Source organism: Macrococcus sp. 19Msa1099, assembly GCA_019357535.2.
GTDB classification, from domain to species: Bacteria; Bacillota; Bacilli; order Staphylococcales; family Staphylococcaceae; genus Macrococcoides; species Macrococcoides psychrotolerans.
The window spans coordinates 1,609,977-1,632,549 of the sequence record CP079955.1; the positions used below are offsets into that span (position 1 = coordinate 1,609,977).

Below are 22,573 nucleotides of genomic sequence, written 5' to 3' on the forward strand. Positions count from 1 at the left end.
GGTTATTTGATGAAGAAATTTTCTGTAGTTATATTTATTTTAGCATTAATTCTCGCAAGTTGTTCAACGAAAGAACAAGAAAAGAAGCTGACGAACGATGAACTATTAACAAAGCTTCAGCAGCGTGTTAAGAATACAGAAAGCTTAACACTTCATTCTGAGAATGAAACGATTGCGATGTATGATAAGTTCACGACAAAGTTTACACAGACGACTGACTCTGAATATGATTCCATCAATGAAAGTGCGCTCAAGATAGACGCTAAGTCTAATCATGCGAAATATGATGTGAAATCTGTTATCTTTAATTTAGATAATGGAGATGTTACAACATATCCGAAAGCGAAGTATTTGAATTATCGTGCACGTCAGGCAGATAATGATTACTTCTCAGGTGTGCAGTCACAAATTGTAAATATTACGCACCTACTACAGGATGTCATAAAACCAACGATTGATAATGTAAAGCAAGAGGACAATAGATTAACCTATAAGGGTAAGTCTAAAGCACTGTTAGCCCTTTATCAATATGGGTTTCATCAATCAAGTATGAACCAGATTAAAGTATTTAATGATATTACTGACTTGACTGTTGAGAGCGGCAGCTATGACATAACGTATAATGCACAATATGATCCAGAGACCCTCAACTTCAAATTGAAAGTGAGTGGCAAGCATGGGAATAAACCTATTGAGATCATAATGGAGCAGACGACAGAATATTCGAAACTTAATGAAACGAATGTGCAGATGTACAGTGAAGAATAGAGGAATGTTATGAAACAACTATTATTAACCTTGATTAAGTTTTATCGTAAGTTTATATCGCCGATGACACCCCCTGCGTGTCGCTTCCATCCAACATGTTCTCAATATGGATTAGAAGCAATAGAAACACATGGTGCAATGAAAGGCGGCTACTTAACCGTGAAGCGCATTCTCAAATGTCATCCCTTCCATCCAGGAGGATTTGATCCGGTACCGCCGAAGAAAGAACGTTAGAGTAAAACGCTCACTACATCATTGTAGTGAGCGTTTCTTATAGTTGTGTTAATTGTTCTTTCTGTACTACGGGCGGTGTCATTGTTAAACAGCCGTCTGATACTGCTTCATCGTACGTTGTAAAATCATGCTCAAAATAAGTGCCTCTCTTTGTAACGTCAGGCACTGTGCCAAACTGTTCTCCAAGCATCGCTGTAACATATTTGCTGAGACCAAATTCATACATCCCTCCTGATACGTAAGTCATTTGCTTCGGTAATGACTGTACTTTCGTAATACCGCCAATACGACTATATTTAACGACTGCTGTCGTCACACCGATATCTCTAAATGCTTGAATCGTTTGACGATCTGTTGCACTTTCGTCGATGGCCAGTGGAATATGCGGGTGACGTTTCAGTAATGCATCGTACAGTTTAATGTGCTTAAACGGCTGTTCGATATATGATATGTCGTATTGTGATAGTGTATTAAGTAATTCGAAGTGATCTTCCTGTAACAGTCCGTTCGCATCGATTACAATCGGTATATTGCTGGACTCACGTATCGTTTGCACCTGTTCGGCAATATTATGATGCATCTTTAGTTTTATGCGCTTTGAATCATGATTAAATGAAGAAACCCCTTGATGCAGTGTCTCACCGATTGGTACAGTAACACTCTTTAACGGATTGAAATATTGATAGGCAATGACATCAAATGCACTGCTTGCGTTCGGGGCATCCACTTTTAAGTAAGGCTGCAATGCTTCGATCGAGGGTATATCAATATGCTTTATGCTATTAAAGATATCTCTACAGTTATCAATCGATGTTGCAATCGTCTCGTAATGATACCATGGTGTCTCAAAGCTGTTTACTTCAGCAAAATATTCCACACCGTCGATAACAATGCCTACTACAAGCACTTTACGTTCATTCATCTGAACGAGATTTGTCTTAATCGGTACTTTGAATGGTGCTTCATATGTATATAAATTAAGCTCAGTACATTCCATCAAACCATTCCTTCACTTTATGACGTGATACTTTACCGTTTGATGTGCGTATGAGTGAATCTGTTCTGATAAATTGTTTCGGATGTTTATATTTCGCAAGACGGTCACATAGGACATTTATAATCTTCTCATCCAGATCGTCATCCGCTTCATATACACAGACCGGTACTTGTCCCCACTGTGCATCACTTTTTGGGATAACAGCTATTGCATGAATTTCTGTATTGTTTAATATGACTTGCTCTATCTCACTCGGGTATATATTCTCCCCACCTGATATAATCAGATCTTTCCTGCGGTCTAATATATATAAGTAGTCGTCCTGAATATAGCCAATATCACCTGTCATAAAGAATCCGTCACGAAAGGCGTGAACGTTTGCTTGTTCAGGATATAAATAACCGTGCATCACATGCTCACCACGCACGCCAATTTCACCGATGCCATCTACACAGTCAAACAGTTTAAAGTTATCATTGATGCGTCCGACACTATTACGGGCTTGTGCGATATCATCAGGCGTTGCTGTGATCATTTGAGAGCATGTTTCAGTCATTCCAAACGACGTATAGATTGGAAGATTGCGTTTAAGCGATTGTGTTAATATACGTTCATCCAGTTTCGCGCCCCCTACCAGAATTCCTTGTAAATAGGATGGCTCAAGGCCATGATGTAATAATCGTTCAAGTGTCTGAGGGACGAGCGATAGATGAGTCACCTTATATGTATTCAGATCGTCTATGATCTGAGCCTCATGAAATCCATCATGCAGTACGACCGTACAATGATCCATTACCGCGCGCAGCAATATGCTGAGCCCACTAATATGGAAGAGTGGCAGTGTATCAAGCCATACGGACTGACTAGAATACGTAAACGTCTGCTTGCATAGTGCAGCACTTGCCTCGTGGTTACCGTAAGTTTGAGGCACTGCTTTTTGTACCCCTGTCGTACCGGACGTGAACATAATCGATAATATATCATCTTTATTATTCTGAACTGGTGTATAAGTCGTATGTGCACGCAGCGCATCGTTTACAAAAGTATTCGTATTTATAGCGTCTATATTCATTTCTTTAGTCGTAAACAACGTATCGACTTGCACCGACTTCATTTGTCGCACAACTTCAGCTGCAGTCAGATGTTTGTTGATCATCACAATTTCAGTCCCGGCAAGCATCGCACCGTGAATCATATAGACATTAACCAGTGTATTCTCTGCAATTAACGCGATACGGTTATAATGATGTAGCGCATGTGCAACTTTCAGTGCATGTCTATATAACATTGCATATGTAATTGTATCGTCGTTATAGATTATCGCTGTCTTATGCGGCACTTTAGTCGCACTATCCTTTAGCCACTCCATGACCATCATCCTTTTGTATAAAGATTAAAATATAAACTTGCAATCCAATAAACGGTGGAACAAATGTTGCCCCATGCGGCAAAACCCGGATAACGCAGAAAACAAAAAGCATTTTCTTAGCATTATCCGGGTTTTGCTTCGGGTCAGAACACATTAGTTCCAACCTCTCTTTATGGGAATTTCGGGAACTGATCGAAGTTTGGCTCGCGTTTTTCTTTGAATGCGTCACGGCCTTCTTTCGCTTCATCACTTGTGTAGTAAAGTAATGTCGCATCTCCTGCGAACTGCTGAAGTCCAGCTAATCCGTCAGTATCCGCGTTCATCGCTGCTTTTAAGAAGCGTAATGCTGTTGGTGAGTGCTGTAAGATTTCTTTACACCATTTCACTGTTTCATCTTCTACTTCAGCTAATGGTACAACTGTATTCACAAGTCCCATATCTAGTGCTTCTTGCGCATCATATTGACGGCATAAGTACCAGATTTCACGTGCTTTCTTATGTCCGACAATACGTGCTAAGTAACCTGAACCGTATCCTGCATCAAATGATCCTACTTTCGGTCCAGTTTGTCCGAAGCGTGCATTATCTGCTGCAATTGTTAAGTCACAAACGATGTGTAATACGTGTCCACCACCAATTGCATAGCCACGTACCATCGCAATAACTGGTTTAGGAATAACTCGGATTAAACGTTGAAGATCTAAAACGTTTAGACGTGGAATGTTGTCGTCTCCTACGTATCCGCCGTGTCCGCGTACTTTCTGGTCTCCACCTGAACAGAATGCCATATCGCCTTCACCTGTTAAGATGATAGCACCAATTCTTTGGTCGTCACGTGCACGTGAGAATGCATCGATCATTTCCATTACTGTGTTCGGTGTAAATGCATTACGTACATGAGGACGGTTAATTGTAATCTTACCGATTCCTTCGAAATATTCGTATTTAATTTCGTTATATTCTTTAATTGTTTCCCAAACTCTAGTCATGATTTTCCTCCTTGATAAACGATACTATTATTGTATCAAATATTTGTGAATTCTCCACATGAATTGTATGACCTGCGTCAATTATTGTATGTGTGCTGTTTGGCAGCATTGTATGCATGCGCTTTGCGATAGTGCAGAACTTCGTGTCAAGACTACCGGTCAGTAATAGTACGGGTTGTTTAAGCTCAGGTAAATGTGGCCAGAGATTTGGCTGCTTCCCTGTTCCGTAATCTATCAGTGCTTTCGCGACAGCTAATGGTTCATGATTGAGTCGTGTATTGCGCTGTCTTACTTCAGCAACGTGTGATAATGGATGGTATGTCTTGAACAGCGGTAACTGTTCCCAGCGTTTAACGAAAGCTGCGTAATCCGTTATCATTGATGCTGACTGCTGTAAGTCTTGTTTAATGCGCGCTATTTGTGCGTCTGTTGTTTCCAGTCCTGGTGTCGATGATTCTAATATGAGCTTATGAATATAGTCTCTATAATGGATGGCTGTATACAGTGCAATGCGTCCACCCATCGAGTAACCATATAAGTAGACGTTGCTATAGTGAAACTGCGCGATAGTTTCAATGAGCGCCTGACTGATATATGGAAAGTCCCACGTTGCTTTAAAGTCACTTCCTTCTCCATGCCCTGGACATTCAACCAGTATGATATCAACATGTTCTTCAAGCTTGTCAATGTAAGGTTCAAAGGTATGTACATTACCGAGAAACCCATGAATCATGACAAGGACATCGGAGTGGTTATGCGTAATGCGTTTATAATTCAGCATTGAGCTTTTCCTTTAAGGTATGCTGCAGCTGTCTATGTGCATTTAAGTTCTCTTCTCGGTCGGTAATGACTTCGATAATATTTGCCCCGCTTTTTGGCAGTGTAATGTTATCGAACACATTATATTTATAGTAGTTAAATTCATAGAGTGCCGCTGCATGTTTAAAGTCGATGTCGAGCGGTGTACCAAACAATCGCTCGAAATACGTGCCGTCCTCTTTTTGTGGCAAGTAGCTGAAGATGCCACCACCATTATTATTGAACACGACGATATTAATATTGATGCCTTCAAGCTTCTTCATAATGAGGCCGTTTAGATCATGGTAGAACGATATATCACCGATAATGAGCGTGACCTTTTTGTGAACTGCCATCCCCATCGCCGTACTGACAACACCATCAATACCGTTCGCACCGCGATTACAGAAGGGTTTGCCGTTAAACTGGGTAAAGAATGTATCACAGTCACGTATCGGCATACTGTTGCCGAGAAAGAGCACTTCATTGTCTTCTATCTGACTGAAGATATGATAGATGGCACGACCTTCGTCCGTCACAACCTGGGTATGCTGATGAATCTGATTGGTAATGAAGTCATTCAGCGTCTGCCAGTATTTAAGCCATTCTCGGTTATCAACAGGCTGCTCCTCTGCCAGCTGTCTGAAGAAATCATTAGCAGTCATCTCAATAAAGAGATCCGGCACTTTCGGGAAAGTATCCGGTGTCGTGCGTGATTGCACCAGTACTTGCGGGACATCAAGCGCTGCCAGCCACTGATTGATCGGCTTTGATACGACAGCGTGCCCCACACGAATGACGTAGCCTGGCTGAACATTGGCCAATGCTTTAAACGCGCTATCACCGGTTGTTATTACGTTCGGATGTCGTGTATCACGCAGTTGACTAAGCGGATCTGCAATTATCGGAATATGATGTATCGTCGAGAAGATAAGCAGCTGCGTCAAATCTTCCTGCTGTGCATCTCCTGCGATAATTAATCCATTACCTAACGAAAGTACTGGACGCATGAGGTGTACATTAAAGGACTTTTGGTAGAGCACTTCTGGGACAGGCATATAGCTGAGCAGATGCTTCTGTTTTATGTCTGGCAGCAGTGGCTCTCTAAAAGGTATATTAAAATGCACAGGCCCACGCATCGGCCCTTTGAAATGTGCACTTGCCTGCTGCATCACGTGTTCGATGAAGTTTACAGTGCCTGTCGTATCATCTGCGATTGGAAAGTCACGTTCATACATGATGAAGTTCTGGAACATTCCGACTTGATTGATTGCTTGTGGTGCACCGACATTGCGCAGTTCATGCGGACGATCGCTCGTCAGCACAACAAGCGGCAGATGACTGATAAACGCTTCTGTAACTGCCGGTACGTAGTTGCTTGCAGCAGTACCAGAAGTGCATAATATCGCAACAGGCTTATTTGTTGCCTTAATCAGCCCAAGAGCAAAGAAAGCGGCACTACGTTCATCCGGATGAATATAGGTCGTCATTTGCTCATGCAGTTCACAGGCGATGGCTAATGGTGTCGAACGCGATCCCGGTGAAATCACAACCTCTTCAATCCCGTAATCACGCATACGTTTAACTAAATGAAATACTTGTTGCGTCAATGCATCATTCATGATGTGGCACTCCTAACATTTGTAACATCGGTTTAAATTTAATCTCTGTCTCATACACTTCACTCTCAACTTCACTATCTTCAACAATCCCACATCCAGCAAACAGTATCGCACGATTGTCCTCAATAACCATCGAACGAATCGCAACGATAAACTCACCGTCACCTTGAGCATCCACATAGCCGACTGGTGCACCATATAGACCGCGGTGCTCTCCTGCTTTTTCTAGAAATGCCATCGCCTCAATTTTCGGATAACCGCCTAGCGCAGGTGTCGGATGCAGTGCACGTGTGACACGTAGCGTACTGCCGTTATTCAGCTTTGCTTTGATCGGAGTATAAAGATGATAGAGAAATTGATTCTCGAGAATTTCAGGATAATCTTTCATGATAATATTCTGACTAAAAGGCGCTAAGTCCTGCTCAATACTTTGTACGACGATACGATGTTCATGAAGATTCTTCTCATCGCTCTGAAGTAAATCTTTAGCATCACTTACTGTCTTCGGCATCGTTCCAGCGATTGCATTCGTATAGATGACACCGTCCTTAACTGCGACGAGCTGCTCTGGCGTCTTAGAGATAAATGTCTTACTCCCTGACTCCATCACCATCGTATAGCTCAGCTCGTGATTACGTGACGCTGCATCAATTAACGTCTCAACTTCAATCGGTGACGTCATCGTCAGTTGTCGCTTACGGGATAGCACTACTTTATCGAATGCACTTTGCTGCATCTTTTGAATCGCCTCTATCGCATTCAATCGGAATTTGTCTAATTCCACATCTTCACTGTGAACAAGCGCATTGTGCTGAATATCCACTGAAGGGAGCGACATGAGATCACTGCATATGCGCTCACGGTCAAGTGCAGGGTCCGTAAAGATGATCCATGACGCCGCTTCTTCTATGATAATCTGTATCTTCGGGATTACGAAATGGCTTTTAGAGAACGTATCGAAGTGCGGACTCTCTGCTTCATCGAAATAAAATCCTCCGAACAGCTTCAAATGCAGTTTGGAATCCCCGTGAAGCTGCGCATCCGCGGTTTGTTTATGAAACGCCGCTTCTACACCTACTGGATCAATCGTACTGCGGGCAATCAATGACTGAACCCCGATACCGATAATCTTTAATGATTTCTCTTTATTAATATATAGATATCTTTCCCCTTTATATTCGGCAAAGTGACGGAAGATTGCAGCTTCGTGAGTCACACCTTCATAAGGGTATTGATATATCGCCTTCAAAGTTAGATCTACTGGCACAAAAAAACACTTCTTTCTAAACGAAATAATATAATTCCTATTTTACCATTATTCTATAGACTTATGACAATTTATATACTTATTGACTGAAACGTATTTTATGCATAAAATTTAATCATCACATAATAAATGAGGTATATAAAATGTCGGAACATCTTCAAACCCATAGCGGGCTAAAAAAGTACTATCACCTTATGCGTCCACACACGTTAACTGCAAGCTTCGTTCCTGTATTAGTGGGGACGGCCTGTGCCAGATATTTTACAGAAATACGCATGGATATGCTGATATTGATGCTCATCGCATGTCTCTTAATTCAGGCAGCAACAAATATGTTCAATGAATACTTTGATTATAAACGTGGTTTAGATGATCATACATCGGTCGGTATCGGAGGCGCGATTGTACGTAACGGAATGTCTCCGAAATCGGTCTACAATCTCGCAGTAGCATTCTATATTATTGCAGCAATCATCGGTATCTACATCTGTGCAAACTCATCATGGCTCATTCTGTTTGTCGGAATATTATGTATGGCTGTCGGTTACTTCTATACAGGAGGACCAGTACCAATTTCATGGACACCGTTCGGAGAAATCTTCGCAGGCTTCTTTATGGGATATGTCATCATTATGATTACGTTCTATATTCAGACAGGTCACTTACATGCCTATCCTGCAATCGCCAGCATCCCTGTATCTATTAATATCGGTATGATCAATATGGCAAACAACATTCGTGACCGCGTGAAAGATAAAGTAAGCGGTAGAAAGACATTCGTTATTCTTGTCGGTAAGACGCTTGCAATCTATACGATGGCTGCACTTTACCTTGTCAGTTTTCTCGCAGTCTTCTACTTAGTATTTACGAAGCCATACGGTTCGCTATTTATGTTACTTGTACTTCTGAGCTTTAACTTACCGATTAAGGCAGTACGTCGATTCTTACACGGTAATACACCGATTGAACTGATGCCAGCGATGAAAGTAACTGGACAGTTCAATACAGTATTTGGTCTGCTGTTTGCACTTGGTCTTTACCTGGCCGGCCTGACAGCAATTTAATATTATCAATAAAAAGAGCGATGTTAGAAAATTTCTTTTCTAACATCGCTCTTTCTTATAATAACATTTTACGCATGGTCAAAGAATTCGTTTAAACGATCCACAACTTCTTGTGTATCGCTTTCTGTTACCGCATCTTTTAAACCTGCTTGATTTAAATCGATTGTATATTGATCTGAGTGATAATGCACAATAATGTTTGTTCCACTCACTTCGTATGAAGAAGGCTCAATCTCATGTGCTTCTTCTTCACCATGATGTTCTCTATAATCCATGCCAATTTGACCTAATTTTAATTCTGCATATGATACAAGTTTATCGATATTTGTCATATTATCCTCCAAAATTAGTTTCTGATATTTTTATTCTAATAAACTGTGTCATTTCAGGCAAGTCATCGTTCTTAATCATACGAATCGTATAAGACTTATCACTTAAATGTTCACGATTGACCTTTAAGAATAAATTCCCAAAACTATCTTCTTGTTTCTCGAAATCTACATCTTCGACATTATGATATGGAATAATATCATAATACTTACGCTTTGATTTTGGTTTACTATGAATGAGCACGATTCTGTCATTAAGCAATAGAATTAATCCTGATTGATTTAAGTTGATCTGACTATAAGAAGCGAAATAGATCATTTCTTTATTCTTTATATCCTTACAAATTACTTTCAGCAACTTTATAAAGAATCTACGTTCAGATTTTTTAATTCGTTTAAAGATCTTAGAGAATCTTTTATATCGTACTGGATATGTAAGATTCGCGAGAACCTTTCGTGTTGAGAATTTATCTTGCATGACGCCCACCTTTTATCGTTAGTTTATTCATAATTTATACATCCATTAAATGTATTGCACATTAAATAATTATAGTAAAAAAGAGACTCTTTTCGCAAAAAGAATCTCAGTTAGCGGAAGGTAAGGGATTCGAACCCTTGAAACGCGGTTAGCGTTTACACACTTTCCAGGCGTGCTCCTTCGGCCAGCTCGGACAACCTTCCTAATAAAAAAATCAGAAGCGATATTTCACTTCTGATTATATGACCCCTACGGGATTCGAACCCGTGTTACCGCCGTGAAAGGGCGGTGTCTTAACCGCTTGACCAAGGGGCCTTATGGCTCCACAGGTAGGACTCGAACCTACGACCGATCGGTTAACAGCCGATAGCTCTACCACTGAGCTACTGTGGATCAATGGAGCGGGTGATCGGAATCGAACCGACAACATCAGCTTGGAAGGCTGAGGTTATACCATTTAACTACACCCGCTTAACAATGGGGCGACTGATGGGAATCGAACCCACGAATGTCGGAACCACAATCCGATGCGTTAACCACTTCGCCACAATCGCCTTGTATAATAAAATTAAAATATGGCTCAGGACGGAATCGAACCGCCGACACAAGGATTTTCAATCCTTTGCTCTACCGACTGAGCTACTGAGCCAAACATGGCGGTCCCGACGGGAATCGAACCCGCGATCTCCTGCGTGACAGGCAGGCATGTTAACCGCTACACCACGGGACCACTAATAATTGCGGGAGGCGGATTTGAACCACCGACCTTCGGGTTATGAGCCCGACGAGCTACCAGACTGCTCCATCCCGCGATAATAATAAATAATGTCTCAAAAACGAGTACTTATATAATATAGCACTTTAGTTTTGTGAATGCAATATTAAAAAAGTGTAAATAACCTCTTATTTTGCATTAATATAATAAAATCTTTATAAACAATAATATATTCTTCTGCATCTTTAAATGTGAGATGCATCGAAACATAAAAATAAGAACAAGGCGAACGCCTTGTTCTTCATAACGGAGATGGAGAGATTTGAACTCTCGCGCCGGTTACCCGACCTACACCCTTAGCAGGGGCGCCTCTTCAGCCACTTGAGTACATCTCCATGGCTCCACAGGTAGGACTCGAACCTACGACCGATCGGTTAACAGCCGATAGCTCTACCACTGAGCTACTGTGGATTAATTAATCAACAAATACTATTATATCAATTCAAAGCAATTGGTCAATAGTTTTAGCAAATTTTTTTATGCTACTTTTACACTATTAACTCAGTAATGAATACATCGATAGTATTTCGATGAGTTTTGGGTTCATTTGTTCATCTATATTGAGTTTATGTAGTCGATCTTGTTTCTTAAGCTTTGTCCTAAGTGAGTATTCCAGCTTAATGGTATTGATGAACTGTGAATTAAACACATACTTACTGATTGGTACAGAGATATTCGACTTATCATCAAAGTAGACGATTGTATCTAGAAACTCCCCTTCTTTATAATAATCGACATATTGCAAGTTAATCCAGCTTTGTTCTTTAGAACGATCGCTATGGGTCGGGAAGAAATAGGCATTACATACGGGGTCAACAACTACAGGGGGTTTCGTCGTAATATTGGCAATGAGCTTTGTCGCAAGCTTACGGTTATTATAAGATGAATGGTAGAAAACACATGAGGACTCTATAATTGAGAGCGGTCGTTCTTCTACGATAAATGGAGTTTCATTAAATTCTCCGACGAGCGACAGATGCTTCTTCTTTTCAAAATGACTTTTAATATACATTGTACGTTCTGTAATAATATATTTCGCCATCATTAATCTCCTTATCTCACGAATGTTAGCTTTATTATACGTGAATTTTTTTAACATTTGTTAAATTGTCAAAAAATTTAAAGAACTTTACATTTTTTTATTTTTCTTATATTTTTTTTAAATATATCATTGTTAACGTTTAAATTTATTGCGAGCAGGCTATAGTGTTATATATAATAATTTAAATTTTCAGAATTATATTGCAATTTTGTTTTTACTACTTTATACTCATTTATAATCACTTAAGGAGGTCATTAACATGAACCAATATCAAGCACAGCTAAGCGGTCTGGAAACATTCGTATCAAATCTAAATTCACTTTACATTGAATTAATTATCGATGATGCAGTGAAATCACATCATATTAAAGAACTGAAAGTAAAGATTGATGAGGCGCTGATACATGATGACAAGGAAGCTTTCTTTAATTATACAAATGAACTAAAGGCGCTGGAGGAACTATAATTGAACACCGTAATAATAAATTGAGCGTATATTCACTGTTATTATGTGAACATACGCTCTTATATTATATTGCGATTAAACTTAAAAACTCTTCCGCTGTCACTCTGCCAAAATAATGAGTAAAATCTATCTGCTCGATTTGTGCTTCGACAGCCTGCTTTTGGTGCGGCAATCCTTTTAACATCGCTTCTACGTCTGCAATCTCTCCGACACCGAAGAAATCTCCGTAAATTTTAACATCTTGCATAATACCATTTCTTACATCTATTTTAAGCTCCAGCATTCCGCCTGGAAACTTCTGTTTAACTTCATAATTATATTTCGGATTCTTACCATAATTCCAGTCGAAGTTACGATACTTTTCGTTACTGAGTGTTTCAATCTGCTTCCAGTCTTCATCTGTCAGAAAATATTGCTCTACTGATTCACCTTTGAATATTGAATGGAGTAACGTCTTCTTAAACGTTTCCATATCCATTGGTTCATCAAGAAACTCCTGAATATTAGCCACACGTGAACGAATAGATTTAATACCTTTTGTAATCAGCTTCTTCTCGTTAACTGACAAGCTCTTGACAACTTCTTCAATATCACTATCCAGCATTAACGTTCCGTGGCTGAACATGCGATCTCCTGACTGAAACATTGCATTTCCGGATATTTTACGTTCACCGACTTGCAGGTCATTACGACCACTCATTTCAGCGTCAATTCCTAGACCGTTTAACGCTTCTACGATTGGTATCGTAAACTTCTTAAAGTTATGGAAACTATCTTCATCTGCTTTAGTGACGAAACTAAAGTTAAGATTACCAAGGTCATGATACACTGCACCACCGCCAGATATACGGCGTACTACATGAATGTTGTGTTCATCGACATAGGATTGATTAATCTCTGCAAATGTATTCTGATTCTTACCAATAATAATAGAAGGTTCATTCACATAGAATAAGAAATATGAGTCATCTTTTGGCAGATGCTTTAATACATACTCTTCCATTGCAAGATTGATTGTTGGGTCTGTTATATTGTTGTTATGAATGAATTTCATATTGCCCTCCTCTTAACGATGTGCAATCTTTAATGCCGCTTTTTGTGCCTGTGAGATACAGTCAGGTAATCCAACTGCTTCAAATGATGCACCCGTAATCACTAAATCAGGATAATGTGTCGATACGTAGTGCTGAATCGCATGGATCTTATCGATATGTCCTACTTCGTATTGCGGCATACTGTTATAGAGTCTCGTAACGATAGAGAACTCTGGTTCTCCAGTAATTTCCATCATCTTGTCTAGATCTTGACGGGCAAGCTTAACAATAGCTGCGTCATCATGATCTTGAACGACAGTGTCTCCCGGTCTCCCTACATAGGCGCGCAGTAACGTCTTACCTTTAGGTGCTGCATGAGACCATTTCTTATCTGTCCAAGTACATGCAGTAATAACTGTATCTGAATTACGTGCGATAACAAATCCAGTGCCGTTCTCCTTATTATTTACCTGTGATTCATCGAAGGCCATTACGACTGTTGCTACGCTTGTCGTTTTCATCGTCTGGAAATAATCTAGCGGTCCATCCTTAAACCAGTTTTTAAACACTGTATGTGGTACAGTTACAATAACACTGTCATAAAAATGAGTTTCACCATTCATTGTGATCTCATAGCCTTGTGAAGTCTTATTAATCGCTTCAACTTTGTGGTTATATTTAATTGTAACCCCTTTGTCGACAAGCACTTCAGCAAGACGCTCTATAAAACTTTGCAAGCCGTTTTTGAACTGACGAAACTGCCCTTGTTTTGGTGCTGATTTCGTCTCTCTACGATTACGGCGCATCCCTTTTATTAAACTGCCATGACGTTCTTCTGTCTTCTTGAAGTCCGGAAATGTTGACTTCAAGCTCAGTTTATCAATATCCGCTCCGTATATACCGGACATCAGGGGTTCAATAAGATTCTCAAGTGTTTCATTGCCGAGACGACGTCTAAAGAATGCTCCGACTGAAACATCCGGATTCATCGGTTTCGGTTTGATGATATAATCCATTGCTGCTCGAACTTTCCCAATTGGTGAAATCAATCTTGTTGTAATAAAAGGGCGCAGTTCAGTAGGGATGCCGAGAATAGCACCTCCTGGTATCGGATGGAGCTTATTCTTTGCATATATATAAGACTGGCCTGTATTGTTGACAACAAGATCATCTTTCATTCCAATATCTGCGGCAAGTTCTGTCATGATTTTCTTTCGACCTAAATAAGATTCTGGTCCTAATTCAATCGTATAACCATCTTTGCGATATGTTTTAATCTTACCGCCTGGAACATCACTTGCTTCAATAATATCAATCTCAAAATCGGGTGATTCCTGTCCAAGATAATATGCAGCTGACAGTCCAGTGATACCCGCTCCGATAATTGCACACTTCTTCATAATATAACAGCTCTTTTCTATGAATTAATTACTGATACTATTTCGTCTACCATCGCACCGATAAATAATGGATGCGTGTCTGGCATATGTGGCCTATGATACTTGACACCGAGTTCATCGCATACGACTTTACATTCATAGTCATTATCATAGAGCACTTCCAGATGCTCACATACGAATCCCACTGGTGTATAGATAAAATGCTGATAATGCTTCTCTTCATAGATTGCTCTGGTTAAATCCTGAACATCCGGACCGAGCCAAGGATCAGGCGTATTCCCTTCAGACTGCCAGCCTGTTTCTACATGTTTAATGTCTGATTGTTGTTCAATCAGCTGTGCCGTTTCTTCTAGCTGAGCTGGGTAAGGATCTCCCATCTCTTTAATCTTCTCTGGAAGACTGTGCGCACTTACGATAAGTACTGTATCATCCTGCTCAGATTCAGGGATATGTGAAAGCGTCTGATTTACTTGTTCTGTCCAGTACTGAATAAACTTCTCCTGTTTGTAGAATGCGTCTACATGATACAGTTTAATATCTTTCGTTTCTGCAATCTCACGTGCACGTTTATTGTAGCTGCCGACTGAAAAGTTCGAATAATGTGGTGCAAGTACTATCGTTACCGCTTCTGTAATTCCGTCTTTCGCCATTTGGTTCACTGCATCCTCGATAAATGGTGCGATATGCTTTAAACCGATATACAGTTGATAATTTTCACCTGTTCTTTCATTTAAAGCCTGCACAAGTGCTTCAGCCTGACGTTCAGTCGTTCCTGCAAGAGGAGAGATTCCACCGATTGCTTTGTAACGATCTTTTAAATCCTGCAGCGCTTCTTCACTAGGCTTTCTACCGCGTCGTATATGTGTATAGTATGGTTCAATATCTTCTTCTGTATATGGCGTACCATATGCCATTACAAGTAGCCCTTTTTTTGTCATAAGTCAATTCCCCTTTATGATTTTGATTTATAAGCGCGTGAATAATCATGTACAAACGCACTTACACGTCTTAACGTATCTGGTTGTACTTCTGGAAATACGCCGTGACCTAAGTTAAAGATGTAGCTATCTGATTGTAGTCCTTGATCTAGAATACGCTTAAGATGAGACTCAATTACTTCCCATGGCGCCATAAGGATCGCGGGATCTAAGTTACCTTGAAGTGTCTTTGTAATACCTAATTGACGTGCCTCTTCAATCTGTAATCTCCAGTCGAGCCCTAATACATCTACAGGTAATGCGTTCCACTCTTGGATTAAGTGACTTGCACCAACTCCGAACGTTGTGCCCGGTACACCTTTCGCTTTAATTTCTTTAAATATGCGTTCCATATGTGGTGCAATAAATGTATGATAATCCGCGCGATTTAATGCACCTACCCATGAATCAAATACTTGGATCATCTTACATCCTGCATCAATTTGTGCATGTGTATATGTAATACACATATCTGCGAGTTTCTCCATCAGTAAATGCCATGCTTCAGGTGCTTCATACATCATTGCCTTCGTCTTATTATAGTTTTTAGAAGGGCCACCTTCAATCATATAGCTCGCTAATGTAAACGGTGCGCCTGTAAAACCGATCAAAGGAACATTTAGCTGTTCAGTCGTTAATAATTTAATCGTATCAAGAATGTAAGGCACATCCTGTTCTGGATGTATTTCACCTAACTTTTCTACATCCTTCTTTGAACGGATTGGGTTATCGATAACAGGACCGATACCCGATTTGATTTCAACATCCACACCAATAGCACCAAGCGGACTCATTATATCCTTATATAAAATTGCAGCATCTGTATTATATTGATCAACCGGAAGTTTTGTTACATAAGCACACAGCTCCGGATCGTGCGTAATTTCAAATAAGCTATGCGTCTCTTTAATCTTTCGGTATTCCGGCTGACTACGCCCGGCCTGACGCATAAACCATACCGGTGTATGCTCCGTCTTCTCTCCACGTGCAGTTCTTAAGATAGTGTCATTAAATTGATTCAAGCGTATTTCCCCCTACTATTAATATATACTCGATTTTATCATACAAACAGATTAGAATAACTATTATTAAACAATGTCATAAAACTGACATATATCCTTTAAAATCGGGTAATGTATATAAAGGAGGAATTGTGATGAAAACGTATATTACGTATGGAACAGAATATTTTCTTAAACAAATTGTTAATAACAATAAAACACGTGATATCTTTACTTTTGTTGAAGAAGATAACACGTATTTATATGAAGAAACAGATCAAGAAACGTTATTCAGTGCACCACAGACATTCGATGTTATTCGTCAAGATGCAGTGTTGCTTGAGCTGCCGATGTTAATGATATACTTTGTTGTCAGTAACGCAAGACAAGACGTATTCGATACTCATGAACTACCTCTTGAAGACTTATACCGATATGAAGGCTATCATGCTTTGCGATTACTTAAACCCGTACGTGGTGAAACTTACGCTTACGTGCTGCAATTTGATTCAAAAGCACATATGACAGACTTTAAGAAAAGTAGTTTCTTCCGTAAATATTTAAGCGAAGAAGCATTAAAACAATATCAGTCTGCGGACTTTATCAATAATATTTATTATACGAAGCATCTGTTTCCGCTTGAAGACTAGAATATCAATAAAACCATCCTTTCCAGAACGTTGGAGAGGATGGTTTTTATATGGATATATCAGTCCCTTAAGAGATTCATACGCTTCTCAATCTTCGCTGAAACACTATTCAATGCAAAGAACATCATCACATAAAGGATGATAGCGAAATAAAAGTGTGCTGGATAGATAAGGATATAACAAACAGCAATCACTGTCGTCGTTACAATCGAAAGTTTACGCATAAACTTTCTAAATCCTTGAAGAACGAGCGCTTCAGGTGTCGGCCATACTTTCGGCCACAGACTGAACGCCTGCATCTTATAGAACTGTGAAGCTTGCATAATAATCGCATAGCTAAAGAATAAACCGATGATAAGCCCTACTATATATTGGTGCACGAGCCACATAAGAACGCAGCCGACAACAATCAGACGCACTACAATCCACATACTATCATTACTTCTCACAAAATTTCTGACGAATAAATATTCAAACATATGCTCTTCTGTATAGTGAGACTTTCTCGGAAGCAGTGCATCAAAGTATCGTCTGCGTACTGCTTTATCCTTCATCCCTTTTACATCTGTAAACATATTGATCAGCTTATTCTGTGCTTGATACAGCTGATGCTCATAATCTATATACTGTCCAAAGTTGAGAAGACGGTGTGCTGCATTCTTATTAAATAGATAGATTAACCCTAACGTAAACATAATAATAGAAATAATCGTAACCGGTAATCCTTCCAGTGCAGTATAGATGCCAGACAGCGCCATTAAAAAGATGAGGAAGCTGATATAGCCATTCATAATGCCTAGCTTCATCATCAAATGGCGCATAATAAGTCCGCTATAGATCATCCACACCCCCAGAACAATCGCGCATACATACCCTGTCACCGATGCTGTTCTTTCCATATATAATGGTGCTAATAGGCCACCCATTACGATAAATAATAGTGTGCGTAATATACCGCTCCTAATGATGGCCTGTTTAAAGTAAGGGTCCATATCGCGTTCGAAATTGAGCAGAAATATGCTATCTGCAGATTTCATAAAAGTTCTGAGCGGGGTAACTGTAAACGCTGCAAGTATTACAGCGATGATCAGATTATAGTTGACATTCTCTGGAAGATTGTTGAGCAGCTGAGAATATTGCAGCATCAATGCACCAAATGCAATCGTCAAGAAAACAATAAAATGGCCATTAAAGATAAATTTACTATAATAAGCGACCTCTTTGTCGTTTCTTGCCTTCCTGTCATAAAATAATTGGCGTGCCTTATTCATGTGCGTCACCTGTCACATGAATATAGATGTCATCCAGTGATGCATGCGGCATATCAAACTGACCTTGCAGATTATTAAGGGTCCCATAAGCAATAAGTCTGCCGTGATGCATCAGTAAGAAGCGGTCACAATATTTCTCAGCTGTTGCAAGAATATGTGTACTCATCAATACAGTCCGATTGTTCTGACGTGCTTCAACCATAAGTTCCAGCATCGTTTGAATACCGAGTGGATCGAGGCCGAGAAATGGCTCATCGATAATATATAGTTCAGGCTGAACGATAAATGCACATATGATCATCACTTTCTGCTTCATTCCTTTAGAGAAATGTGCTGGAAAAGCTTTCAATTTATCTTCTAATCTAAAGACTTTCAATAATGGTCGTGCGCGTTCCATCGCTTCATCCAGTGGGATATGATAAGCCATTGCAGTCATATCTATATGCTCTGCTAATGTCAGTTCCTCGTATAAGACAGGAGATTCTGGAATATAAGAAAGCTTATTTCTATATTCATAAGGATGTTCTGCTAACGATACACCATCAATTTGTAGTGTTCCTGAGATGGGTCTCAGTAACCCAAGCATATGTTTGATTGTCGTACTCTTACCCGCTCCGTTAAGTCCGATAAGTCCGATGATCTCACCATTTTGAAGTTCAAAATCGATATCATGTATGACAGGCTGATTGCCATAGCCGCCTGTCAAGTTCGTCACTTTCACTGTCACGTTCATTCTCCATTCTACAAACTATTTTCATCATTGTATCAAATGTATGATTGTTGCTACAATTATAACGTATGTTGTGAACATTTTAATAAAATCTTATATAATAGAGAAAATTGCATAGGAGGCCATACAATGTCAGAAACAGTATTCAGTAAAATATTAAAAGGTGAGATTCCATCATACAAAGTCTACGAGGATGAATATACGTATGCATTCCTCGATATTTCGCAAGTATCTAAAGGACACACGCTTGTTATACCTAAAAATGCTGCACCAGATATGCTGTCAATTGCACCTTCAGACTTACAGCATGTCATCACATCAGTACAGAAGGTTGCCAAGGCCGTCGATAAAGCATTCCAGCCAGACGGAATCAATGTCATCCAGAATAATAGAGCTTATGCAGATCAATCTGTATTTCATCTGCACTTCCATGTCATCCCACGTTATAAAGATGATATAGATGGCTTCGGTTACGTTTGGGAGACGCATCCAGATGCACTTGATATGGAATCATTAAAAACCGATATTCAAGATGCAATCGAATAACTTTCCCTACATAATATTTATTAATATGGGTATACTATAAAAAAGACAGGAGGCTATAATTATGAAATTATCTAGAATTGTACTTGGTTTCGGTGTCGGCATCGTTGCTGGAGGTGCCACTGCGATACTGAACGCACCAAAGTCAGGGAAAGAACTTCAGCAAGGATTCAAATCCACTGCTTATAATACGAAAGCGCAAGTCAACCAACTGAAGGCTGAAACGAATGAAGTGAAGGATTCAATCTTAAACACGAAAAATACTTCTCAAGAGGCAATGTCTACCATGGTTGATGAGATTAAAACGATGATCAGCAACTACAAAGCAGATATCTCGCCGAATATCGATAACATTAAGAATAATGTAGAAAACCTGAACAATCGAAAGAACGAAATTACGCAGGAACTCTCTGAAAAATAATATATTAAAAATTCAGAATAAATATTCATAAAGTTTTTGTACTATGCTAAAATAATATTATTAATCACTAGAGTATGATGTTACCATCATACTTTTTTTATATTACTATTAGTATATTGTTAAATGATAATTATTATGTAAAATGCATGAATATTCTGGAAGGTGGAACCGACATGAAACGTGAACGCGAAAAAGAAATTATCGATAAAATGTTATTTACGCACAAAGTGTCTCAATTAAGTAAAGCACTTTGGAAAACAGTAGAAAAAGACTGGCAGAACTGGATTAAACCATACGATTTAAATATCAATGAACATCACATTCTAGTCATTATAAGGAACTTGGAGAAGGCAACCATCTCAGAAGTAAGCCAGTACGGTGTGATGCACGTATCTACAGTGTTCAACTTTGCAAAGAATCTAGAGAAGCGCGGCTATTTGACGATGCCAAAGAGTAAATTTGATAAACGTAATACATATCTTGAACTTACTGAAAAAGGAAAAGAAGTGCTCTATGAAACATACAAAGGATACAAAGAGTCTGATGACCGTATTTATGATGCTGCGAGCAACTACCAGGAATTAATGTTTGATCTTCCGCCATTTACTGAACTGAAATTTATCGTTGCACAAATCTATGGAGCAGACTTCATTACGCACCTTGAAAAGAGTCACGACGACCTATTAAAAATATTACTTGACGAAAACAATAAAGATAATGCATAATTGCTAGGTAAATTAACCGAGTAAGGAGATTGCCATGTATTTATGTAACAAAAATTTTAATATCAGATCGACATACGGAATCCAGAGAATCATGCTCATTTCAGCATTACTTGGAATTATCGTTTACATTGTCAGCTTTGAAATTTTCTCCTCTTTATTCGGAAAAAAATTCTCAGATGACAATTTTTTATTATTCTTGATCAGTCTGATTTGTCTCTACCCTATTCATAAATTATTGCATATGTTGCCATTTATACATGATACGAAATCATTAATCATACAGAAAACAACGAAATCCAGATTCTTTCCACTTATTAATACACGAGTGAATCATCCGGTTCATAAACTACATTTTGCAATTGCATTAGTCTGCCCAGTTGTCATCATTACAGTGGCAACACTTATATGCGCAGTTACACACCCTATGTTCGCCCATTACTTCTTATTTATATTCGCGGTGAATATCGGGTTATCATTTATAGATTTTGTATATTTACGTTATATGTTCAACACTCCGCAGTGTTCCTATGTTGAAGAACGTAAATACGGCTTTGAAGTCCTGAGCAAACACGATCTACCAGCAGACTTTTATCATTCAGATGTAAGATAAATGTATTCTAAATCATTTTATGTTAGAATTTATCATTAGTTAGAACATTTACTAAACAGTGCACTTAAAAGGAGTAGTATTATGACAAACTTAAAGAAAATTATGATGCCAGCAGCACTTTCTGTATCAATCTTAGGATTAACGGCATGTGGAAATAGTGGCGGAGAAACACTTGTTTCATCTAAAGCTGGTGACATAAAACAATCAGACATCATGAAAGAGATCGGTAATGAACAAATCGCTAAAACGTCATTCCAATTAATTTTCAATGACGTTCTTAAAGAGAAATATGGTAAGAAAATCGATGAAGATAAAATCAATAAAGAAACAGACAAAGAAATTAAGAAATATGGCGATGAGAAAACATTCGAACAAATTCTGCAGCAGCAAAGTTCTGGAATGACAGTTGAACAGTATAAGAAAAAGCGCGTTACTGATGAATATCAGAAGCAGTTTCTAAATGACACAATCAAAATTTCAGATAAAGATATTAAAGATAACGCTAAGAAAGCTTCACATATATTAGTTGCAGTGAAATCTGAGTCTAATAAAGATGGATTAAGCGACAAAGAAGCGAAAGCGAAAGCTGAAGATATCTTAAAACAAGTTAAAGCTAATAAAGATGATTTCAAGAAAATTGCTAAAAAAGAGTCAGATGATACACAATCGGCGAAAAATAATGGTGAGCTCGGCTACGTAGTTAAAGGTCAAACTGTTGAAGCATTCGAAAAGGCATTATTCAAACTAAAGCCGGGTGAAATTTCAGATATCGTAAAAACTGAATTTGGTTACCACATCATTATGGCTGAAGACGATAAAGACATCGCTAAAGAAAAAGACAAACTCGCTCAGACGATTCGTCAGAACAAGTTACAAGATAATCCGAAACTATACGTACAAGCAGTACAAAAATTATTCAAGGAATATGATGTAGACTTTAAAGATAAAGACATCAAAAAGTATGTTGATGATCAAATCTTAAAAGTAAAATAAAAAAGAAATGAAGCCTTTGC

General features: G+C 39.0%; 25 protein-coding genes and 10 tRNA genes. 10 read left to right on the top strand and 25 right to left on the bottom strand.

Annotated features, from left to right (window positions below):
- Positions 1 to 9 precede the first annotated feature (9 nt).
- On the top strand, positions 10 to 768 hold the full coding sequence (locus KYI10_08430; GenBank protein ID QYA32406.1) for a hypothetical protein: 759 nt from the start codon (positions 10 to 12) through the stop codon (positions 766 to 768).
- A 9-nt stretch (positions 769 to 777) separates the two neighbouring features.
- A complete protein-coding gene (gene yidD / locus KYI10_08435) occupies positions 778 to 1,002 on the top strand; it encodes a membrane protein insertion efficiency factor YidD (protein QYA32407.1) in 225 nt (74 codons plus the stop codon).
- Positions 1,003 to 1,039: 37 nt separating this feature from the next.
- On the opposite strand, the gene KYI10_08440 is transcribed toward yidD, so the two are convergent.
- The 6 genes from KYI10_08440 to KYI10_08465 all read right to left on the bottom strand — a co-directional run bounded on the left by KYI10_08440 (position 1,040) and on the right by KYI10_08465 (position 8,044).
- A complete protein-coding gene (locus tag KYI10_08440) occupies positions 1,040 to 1,999 on the bottom strand; it encodes an enolase C-terminal domain-like protein (GenBank protein ID QYA32408.2) in 960 nt (319 codons plus the stop codon).
- Entirely contained in the window at positions 1,986 to 3,368 is a 1,383-nt protein-coding gene (menE, locus tag KYI10_08445; protein QYA32409.1) for an o-succinylbenzoate--CoA ligase, read from the bottom strand. Before menE ends, KYI10_08440 begins: the two co-directional genes overlap by 14 nt.
- Before the next feature lie 170 nt (positions 3,369 to 3,538).
- Positions 3,539 to 4,360 (bottom strand): 1,4-dihydroxy-2-naphthoyl-CoA synthase, encoded by an 822-nt coding sequence (gene menB / locus KYI10_08450; GenBank protein QYA33944.1) that lies wholly within the window; start codon positions 4,358 to 4,360, stop codon positions 3,539 to 3,541.
- A complete protein-coding gene (gene menH / locus KYI10_08455) occupies positions 4,350 to 5,138 on the bottom strand; it encodes a 2-succinyl-6-hydroxy-2,4-cyclohexadiene-1-carboxylate synthase (protein QYA32410.1) in 789 nt (262 codons plus the stop codon). Before menH ends, menB begins: the two co-directional genes overlap by 11 nt.
- Positions 5,125 to 6,777, bottom strand: a complete 1,653-nt coding sequence (gene menD, locus KYI10_08460; protein QYA33945.2) for a 2-succinyl-5-enolpyruvyl-6-hydroxy-3-cyclohexene-1-carboxylic-acid synthase — start codon at positions 6,775 to 6,777, stop codon at positions 5,125 to 5,127. The genes menH and menD overlap by 14 nt, the downstream gene beginning before the upstream one ends.
- Positions 6,770 to 8,044 (bottom strand): isochorismate synthase, encoded by a 1,275-nt coding sequence (locus KYI10_08465; GenBank protein QYA32411.1) that lies wholly within the window; start codon positions 8,042 to 8,044, stop codon positions 6,770 to 6,772. The genes menD and KYI10_08465 overlap by 8 nt, the downstream gene beginning before the upstream one ends.
- A gap of 143 nt (positions 8,045 to 8,187) precedes the next feature.
- Between KYI10_08465 and KYI10_08470 the strand changes: the two genes are divergently transcribed.
- Positions 8,188 to 9,108, top strand: coding sequence for a 1,4-dihydroxy-2-naphthoate polyprenyltransferase (locus KYI10_08470; protein ID QYA32412.1), 921 nt, complete (start codon positions 8,188 to 8,190; stop codon positions 9,106 to 9,108).
- Positions 9,109 to 9,176: 68 nt separating this feature from the next.
- Here the strand turns inward: KYI10_08470 and KYI10_08475 are convergent, their stop codons facing one another.
- From KYI10_08475 to KYI10_08535, 13 genes are all read right to left on the bottom strand, one after another.
- Positions 9,177 to 9,440: a hypothetical protein gene (locus KYI10_08475; protein ID QYA32413.1), complete on the bottom strand. Its 264-nt coding sequence runs from the start codon at positions 9,438 to 9,440 to the stop codon at positions 9,177 to 9,179.
- A 1-nt stretch (position 9,441) separates the two neighbouring features.
- Complete coding sequence (locus tag KYI10_08480) at positions 9,442 to 9,915, bottom strand: PH domain-containing protein (GenBank protein QYA32414.1); 474 nt, start codon at positions 9,913 to 9,915, stop codon at positions 9,442 to 9,444.
- A 114-nt stretch (positions 9,916 to 10,029) separates the two neighbouring features.
- Positions 10,030 to 10,118 (bottom strand) — tRNA-Ser (locus tag KYI10_08485).
- Positions 10,119 to 10,158: 40 nt separating this feature from the next.
- A tRNA-Glu gene (locus KYI10_08490) sits at positions 10,159 to 10,230 on the bottom strand.
- Between the two features lie 3 nt (positions 10,231 to 10,233).
- Positions 10,234 to 10,308 (bottom strand) — tRNA-Asn (locus KYI10_08495).
- Between the two features lie 4 nt (positions 10,309 to 10,312).
- Positions 10,313 to 10,386: transfer RNA gene (locus KYI10_08500), tRNA-Gly, on the bottom strand.
- A gap of 7 nt (positions 10,387 to 10,393) precedes the next feature.
- Positions 10,394 to 10,469, bottom strand: a tRNA-His gene (locus KYI10_08505).
- Positions 10,470 to 10,491: 22 nt separating this feature from the next.
- Positions 10,492 to 10,564: transfer RNA gene (locus tag KYI10_08510), tRNA-Phe, on the bottom strand.
- Positions 10,565 to 10,569: 5 nt separating this feature from the next.
- Positions 10,570 to 10,645 (bottom strand) — tRNA-Asp (locus KYI10_08515).
- A gap of 8 nt (positions 10,646 to 10,653) precedes the next feature.
- Positions 10,654 to 10,727, bottom strand: a tRNA-Met gene (locus KYI10_08520).
- Positions 10,728 to 10,937: 210 nt separating this feature from the next.
- Positions 10,938 to 11,025: transfer RNA gene (locus KYI10_08525), tRNA-Ser, on the bottom strand.
- A 1-nt stretch (position 11,026) separates the two neighbouring features.
- Positions 11,027 to 11,101: transfer RNA gene (locus KYI10_08530), tRNA-Asn, on the bottom strand.
- An 85-nt stretch (positions 11,102 to 11,186) separates the two neighbouring features.
- Positions 11,187 to 11,732, bottom strand: a complete 546-nt coding sequence (locus KYI10_08535) for a competence protein ComK (GenBank protein QYA32415.1) — start codon at positions 11,730 to 11,732, stop codon at positions 11,187 to 11,189.
- Between the two features lie 259 nt (positions 11,733 to 11,991).
- Between KYI10_08535 and KYI10_08540 the strand changes: the two genes are divergently transcribed.
- The gene (locus KYI10_08540; protein QYA32416.1) at positions 11,992 to 12,198 is read left to right on the top strand and encodes an IDEAL domain-containing protein; all 207 of its coding nucleotides are present in this window, start codon (positions 11,992 to 11,994) and stop codon (positions 12,196 to 12,198) included.
- A 64-nt stretch (positions 12,199 to 12,262) separates the two neighbouring features.
- On the opposite strand, the gene KYI10_08545 is transcribed toward KYI10_08540, so the two are convergent.
- From KYI10_08545 to hemE, 4 genes are read right to left on the bottom strand one after another with little or no spacing between them, the layout of a single operon-like run.
- On the bottom strand, positions 12,263 to 13,252 hold the full coding sequence (locus tag KYI10_08545) for a lipoate--protein ligase (protein QYA32417.1): 990 nt from the start codon (positions 13,250 to 13,252) through the stop codon (positions 12,263 to 12,265).
- A 12-nt stretch (positions 13,253 to 13,264) separates the two neighbouring features.
- The gene (gene hemY / locus KYI10_08550; protein QYA33946.1) at positions 13,265 to 14,635 is read right to left on the bottom strand and encodes a protoporphyrinogen oxidase; all 1,371 of its coding nucleotides are present in this window, start codon (positions 14,633 to 14,635) and stop codon (positions 13,265 to 13,267) included.
- Between the two features lie 14 nt (positions 14,636 to 14,649).
- Entirely contained in the window at positions 14,650 to 15,570 is a 921-nt protein-coding gene (gene hemH, locus KYI10_08555) for a ferrochelatase (protein QYA32418.1), read from the bottom strand.
- Positions 15,571 to 15,584: 14 nt separating this feature from the next.
- The gene (gene hemE / locus KYI10_08560) at positions 15,585 to 16,631 is read right to left on the bottom strand and encodes a uroporphyrinogen decarboxylase (protein ID QYA32419.1); all 1,047 of its coding nucleotides are present in this window, start codon (positions 16,629 to 16,631) and stop codon (positions 15,585 to 15,587) included.
- 134 nt (positions 16,632 to 16,765) lie between these two features.
- Here hemE and KYI10_08565 point away from each other — a divergent pair, with 134 nt between their 5' ends.
- Positions 16,766 to 17,260 (top strand): hypothetical protein, encoded by a 495-nt coding sequence (locus KYI10_08565; protein ID QYA32420.1) that lies wholly within the window; start codon positions 16,766 to 16,768, stop codon positions 17,258 to 17,260.
- A 59-nt stretch (positions 17,261 to 17,319) separates the two neighbouring features.
- Here the strand turns inward: KYI10_08565 and KYI10_08570 are convergent, their stop codons facing one another.
- Together KYI10_08570 and KYI10_08575 are read right to left on the bottom strand one after the other, a co-directional pair.
- Positions 17,320 to 18,531, bottom strand: a complete 1,212-nt coding sequence (locus tag KYI10_08570) for an ABC transporter permease (protein ID QYA32421.1) — start codon at positions 18,529 to 18,531, stop codon at positions 17,320 to 17,322.
- Entirely contained in the window at positions 18,524 to 19,258 is a 735-nt protein-coding gene (locus KYI10_08575; GenBank protein QYA32422.2) for an ABC transporter ATP-binding protein, read from the bottom strand. Before KYI10_08575 ends, KYI10_08570 begins: the two co-directional genes overlap by 8 nt.
- Positions 19,259 to 19,390: 132 nt before the next feature.
- Between KYI10_08575 and KYI10_08580 the strand changes: the two genes are divergently transcribed.
- From KYI10_08580 to KYI10_08600, 5 genes are all read left to right on the top strand, one after another.
- Complete coding sequence (locus KYI10_08580; protein ID QYA32423.1) at positions 19,391 to 19,807, top strand: HIT family protein; 417 nt, start codon at positions 19,391 to 19,393, stop codon at positions 19,805 to 19,807.
- Positions 19,808 to 19,868: 61 nt separating this feature from the next.
- Complete coding sequence (locus tag KYI10_08585) at positions 19,869 to 20,225, top strand: YtxH domain-containing protein (protein ID QYA32424.1); 357 nt, start codon at positions 19,869 to 19,871, stop codon at positions 20,223 to 20,225.
- 173 nt (positions 20,226 to 20,398) lie between these two features.
- The gene (locus tag KYI10_08590) at positions 20,399 to 20,950 is read left to right on the top strand and encodes an HTH-type transcriptional regulator Hpr (protein QYA32425.2); all 552 of its coding nucleotides are present in this window, start codon (positions 20,399 to 20,401) and stop codon (positions 20,948 to 20,950) included.
- A 34-nt stretch (positions 20,951 to 20,984) separates the two neighbouring features.
- The gene (locus KYI10_08595) at positions 20,985 to 21,560 is read left to right on the top strand and encodes a DUF3267 domain-containing protein (GenBank protein ID QYA32426.1); all 576 of its coding nucleotides are present in this window, start codon (positions 20,985 to 20,987) and stop codon (positions 21,558 to 21,560) included.
- Positions 21,561 to 21,641: 81 nt separating this feature from the next.
- Positions 21,642 to 22,553, top strand: a complete 912-nt coding sequence (locus KYI10_08600; protein ID QYA32427.1) for a peptidylprolyl isomerase — start codon at positions 21,642 to 21,644, stop codon at positions 22,551 to 22,553.
- Positions 22,554 to 22,573: the final 20 nt, after the last annotated feature.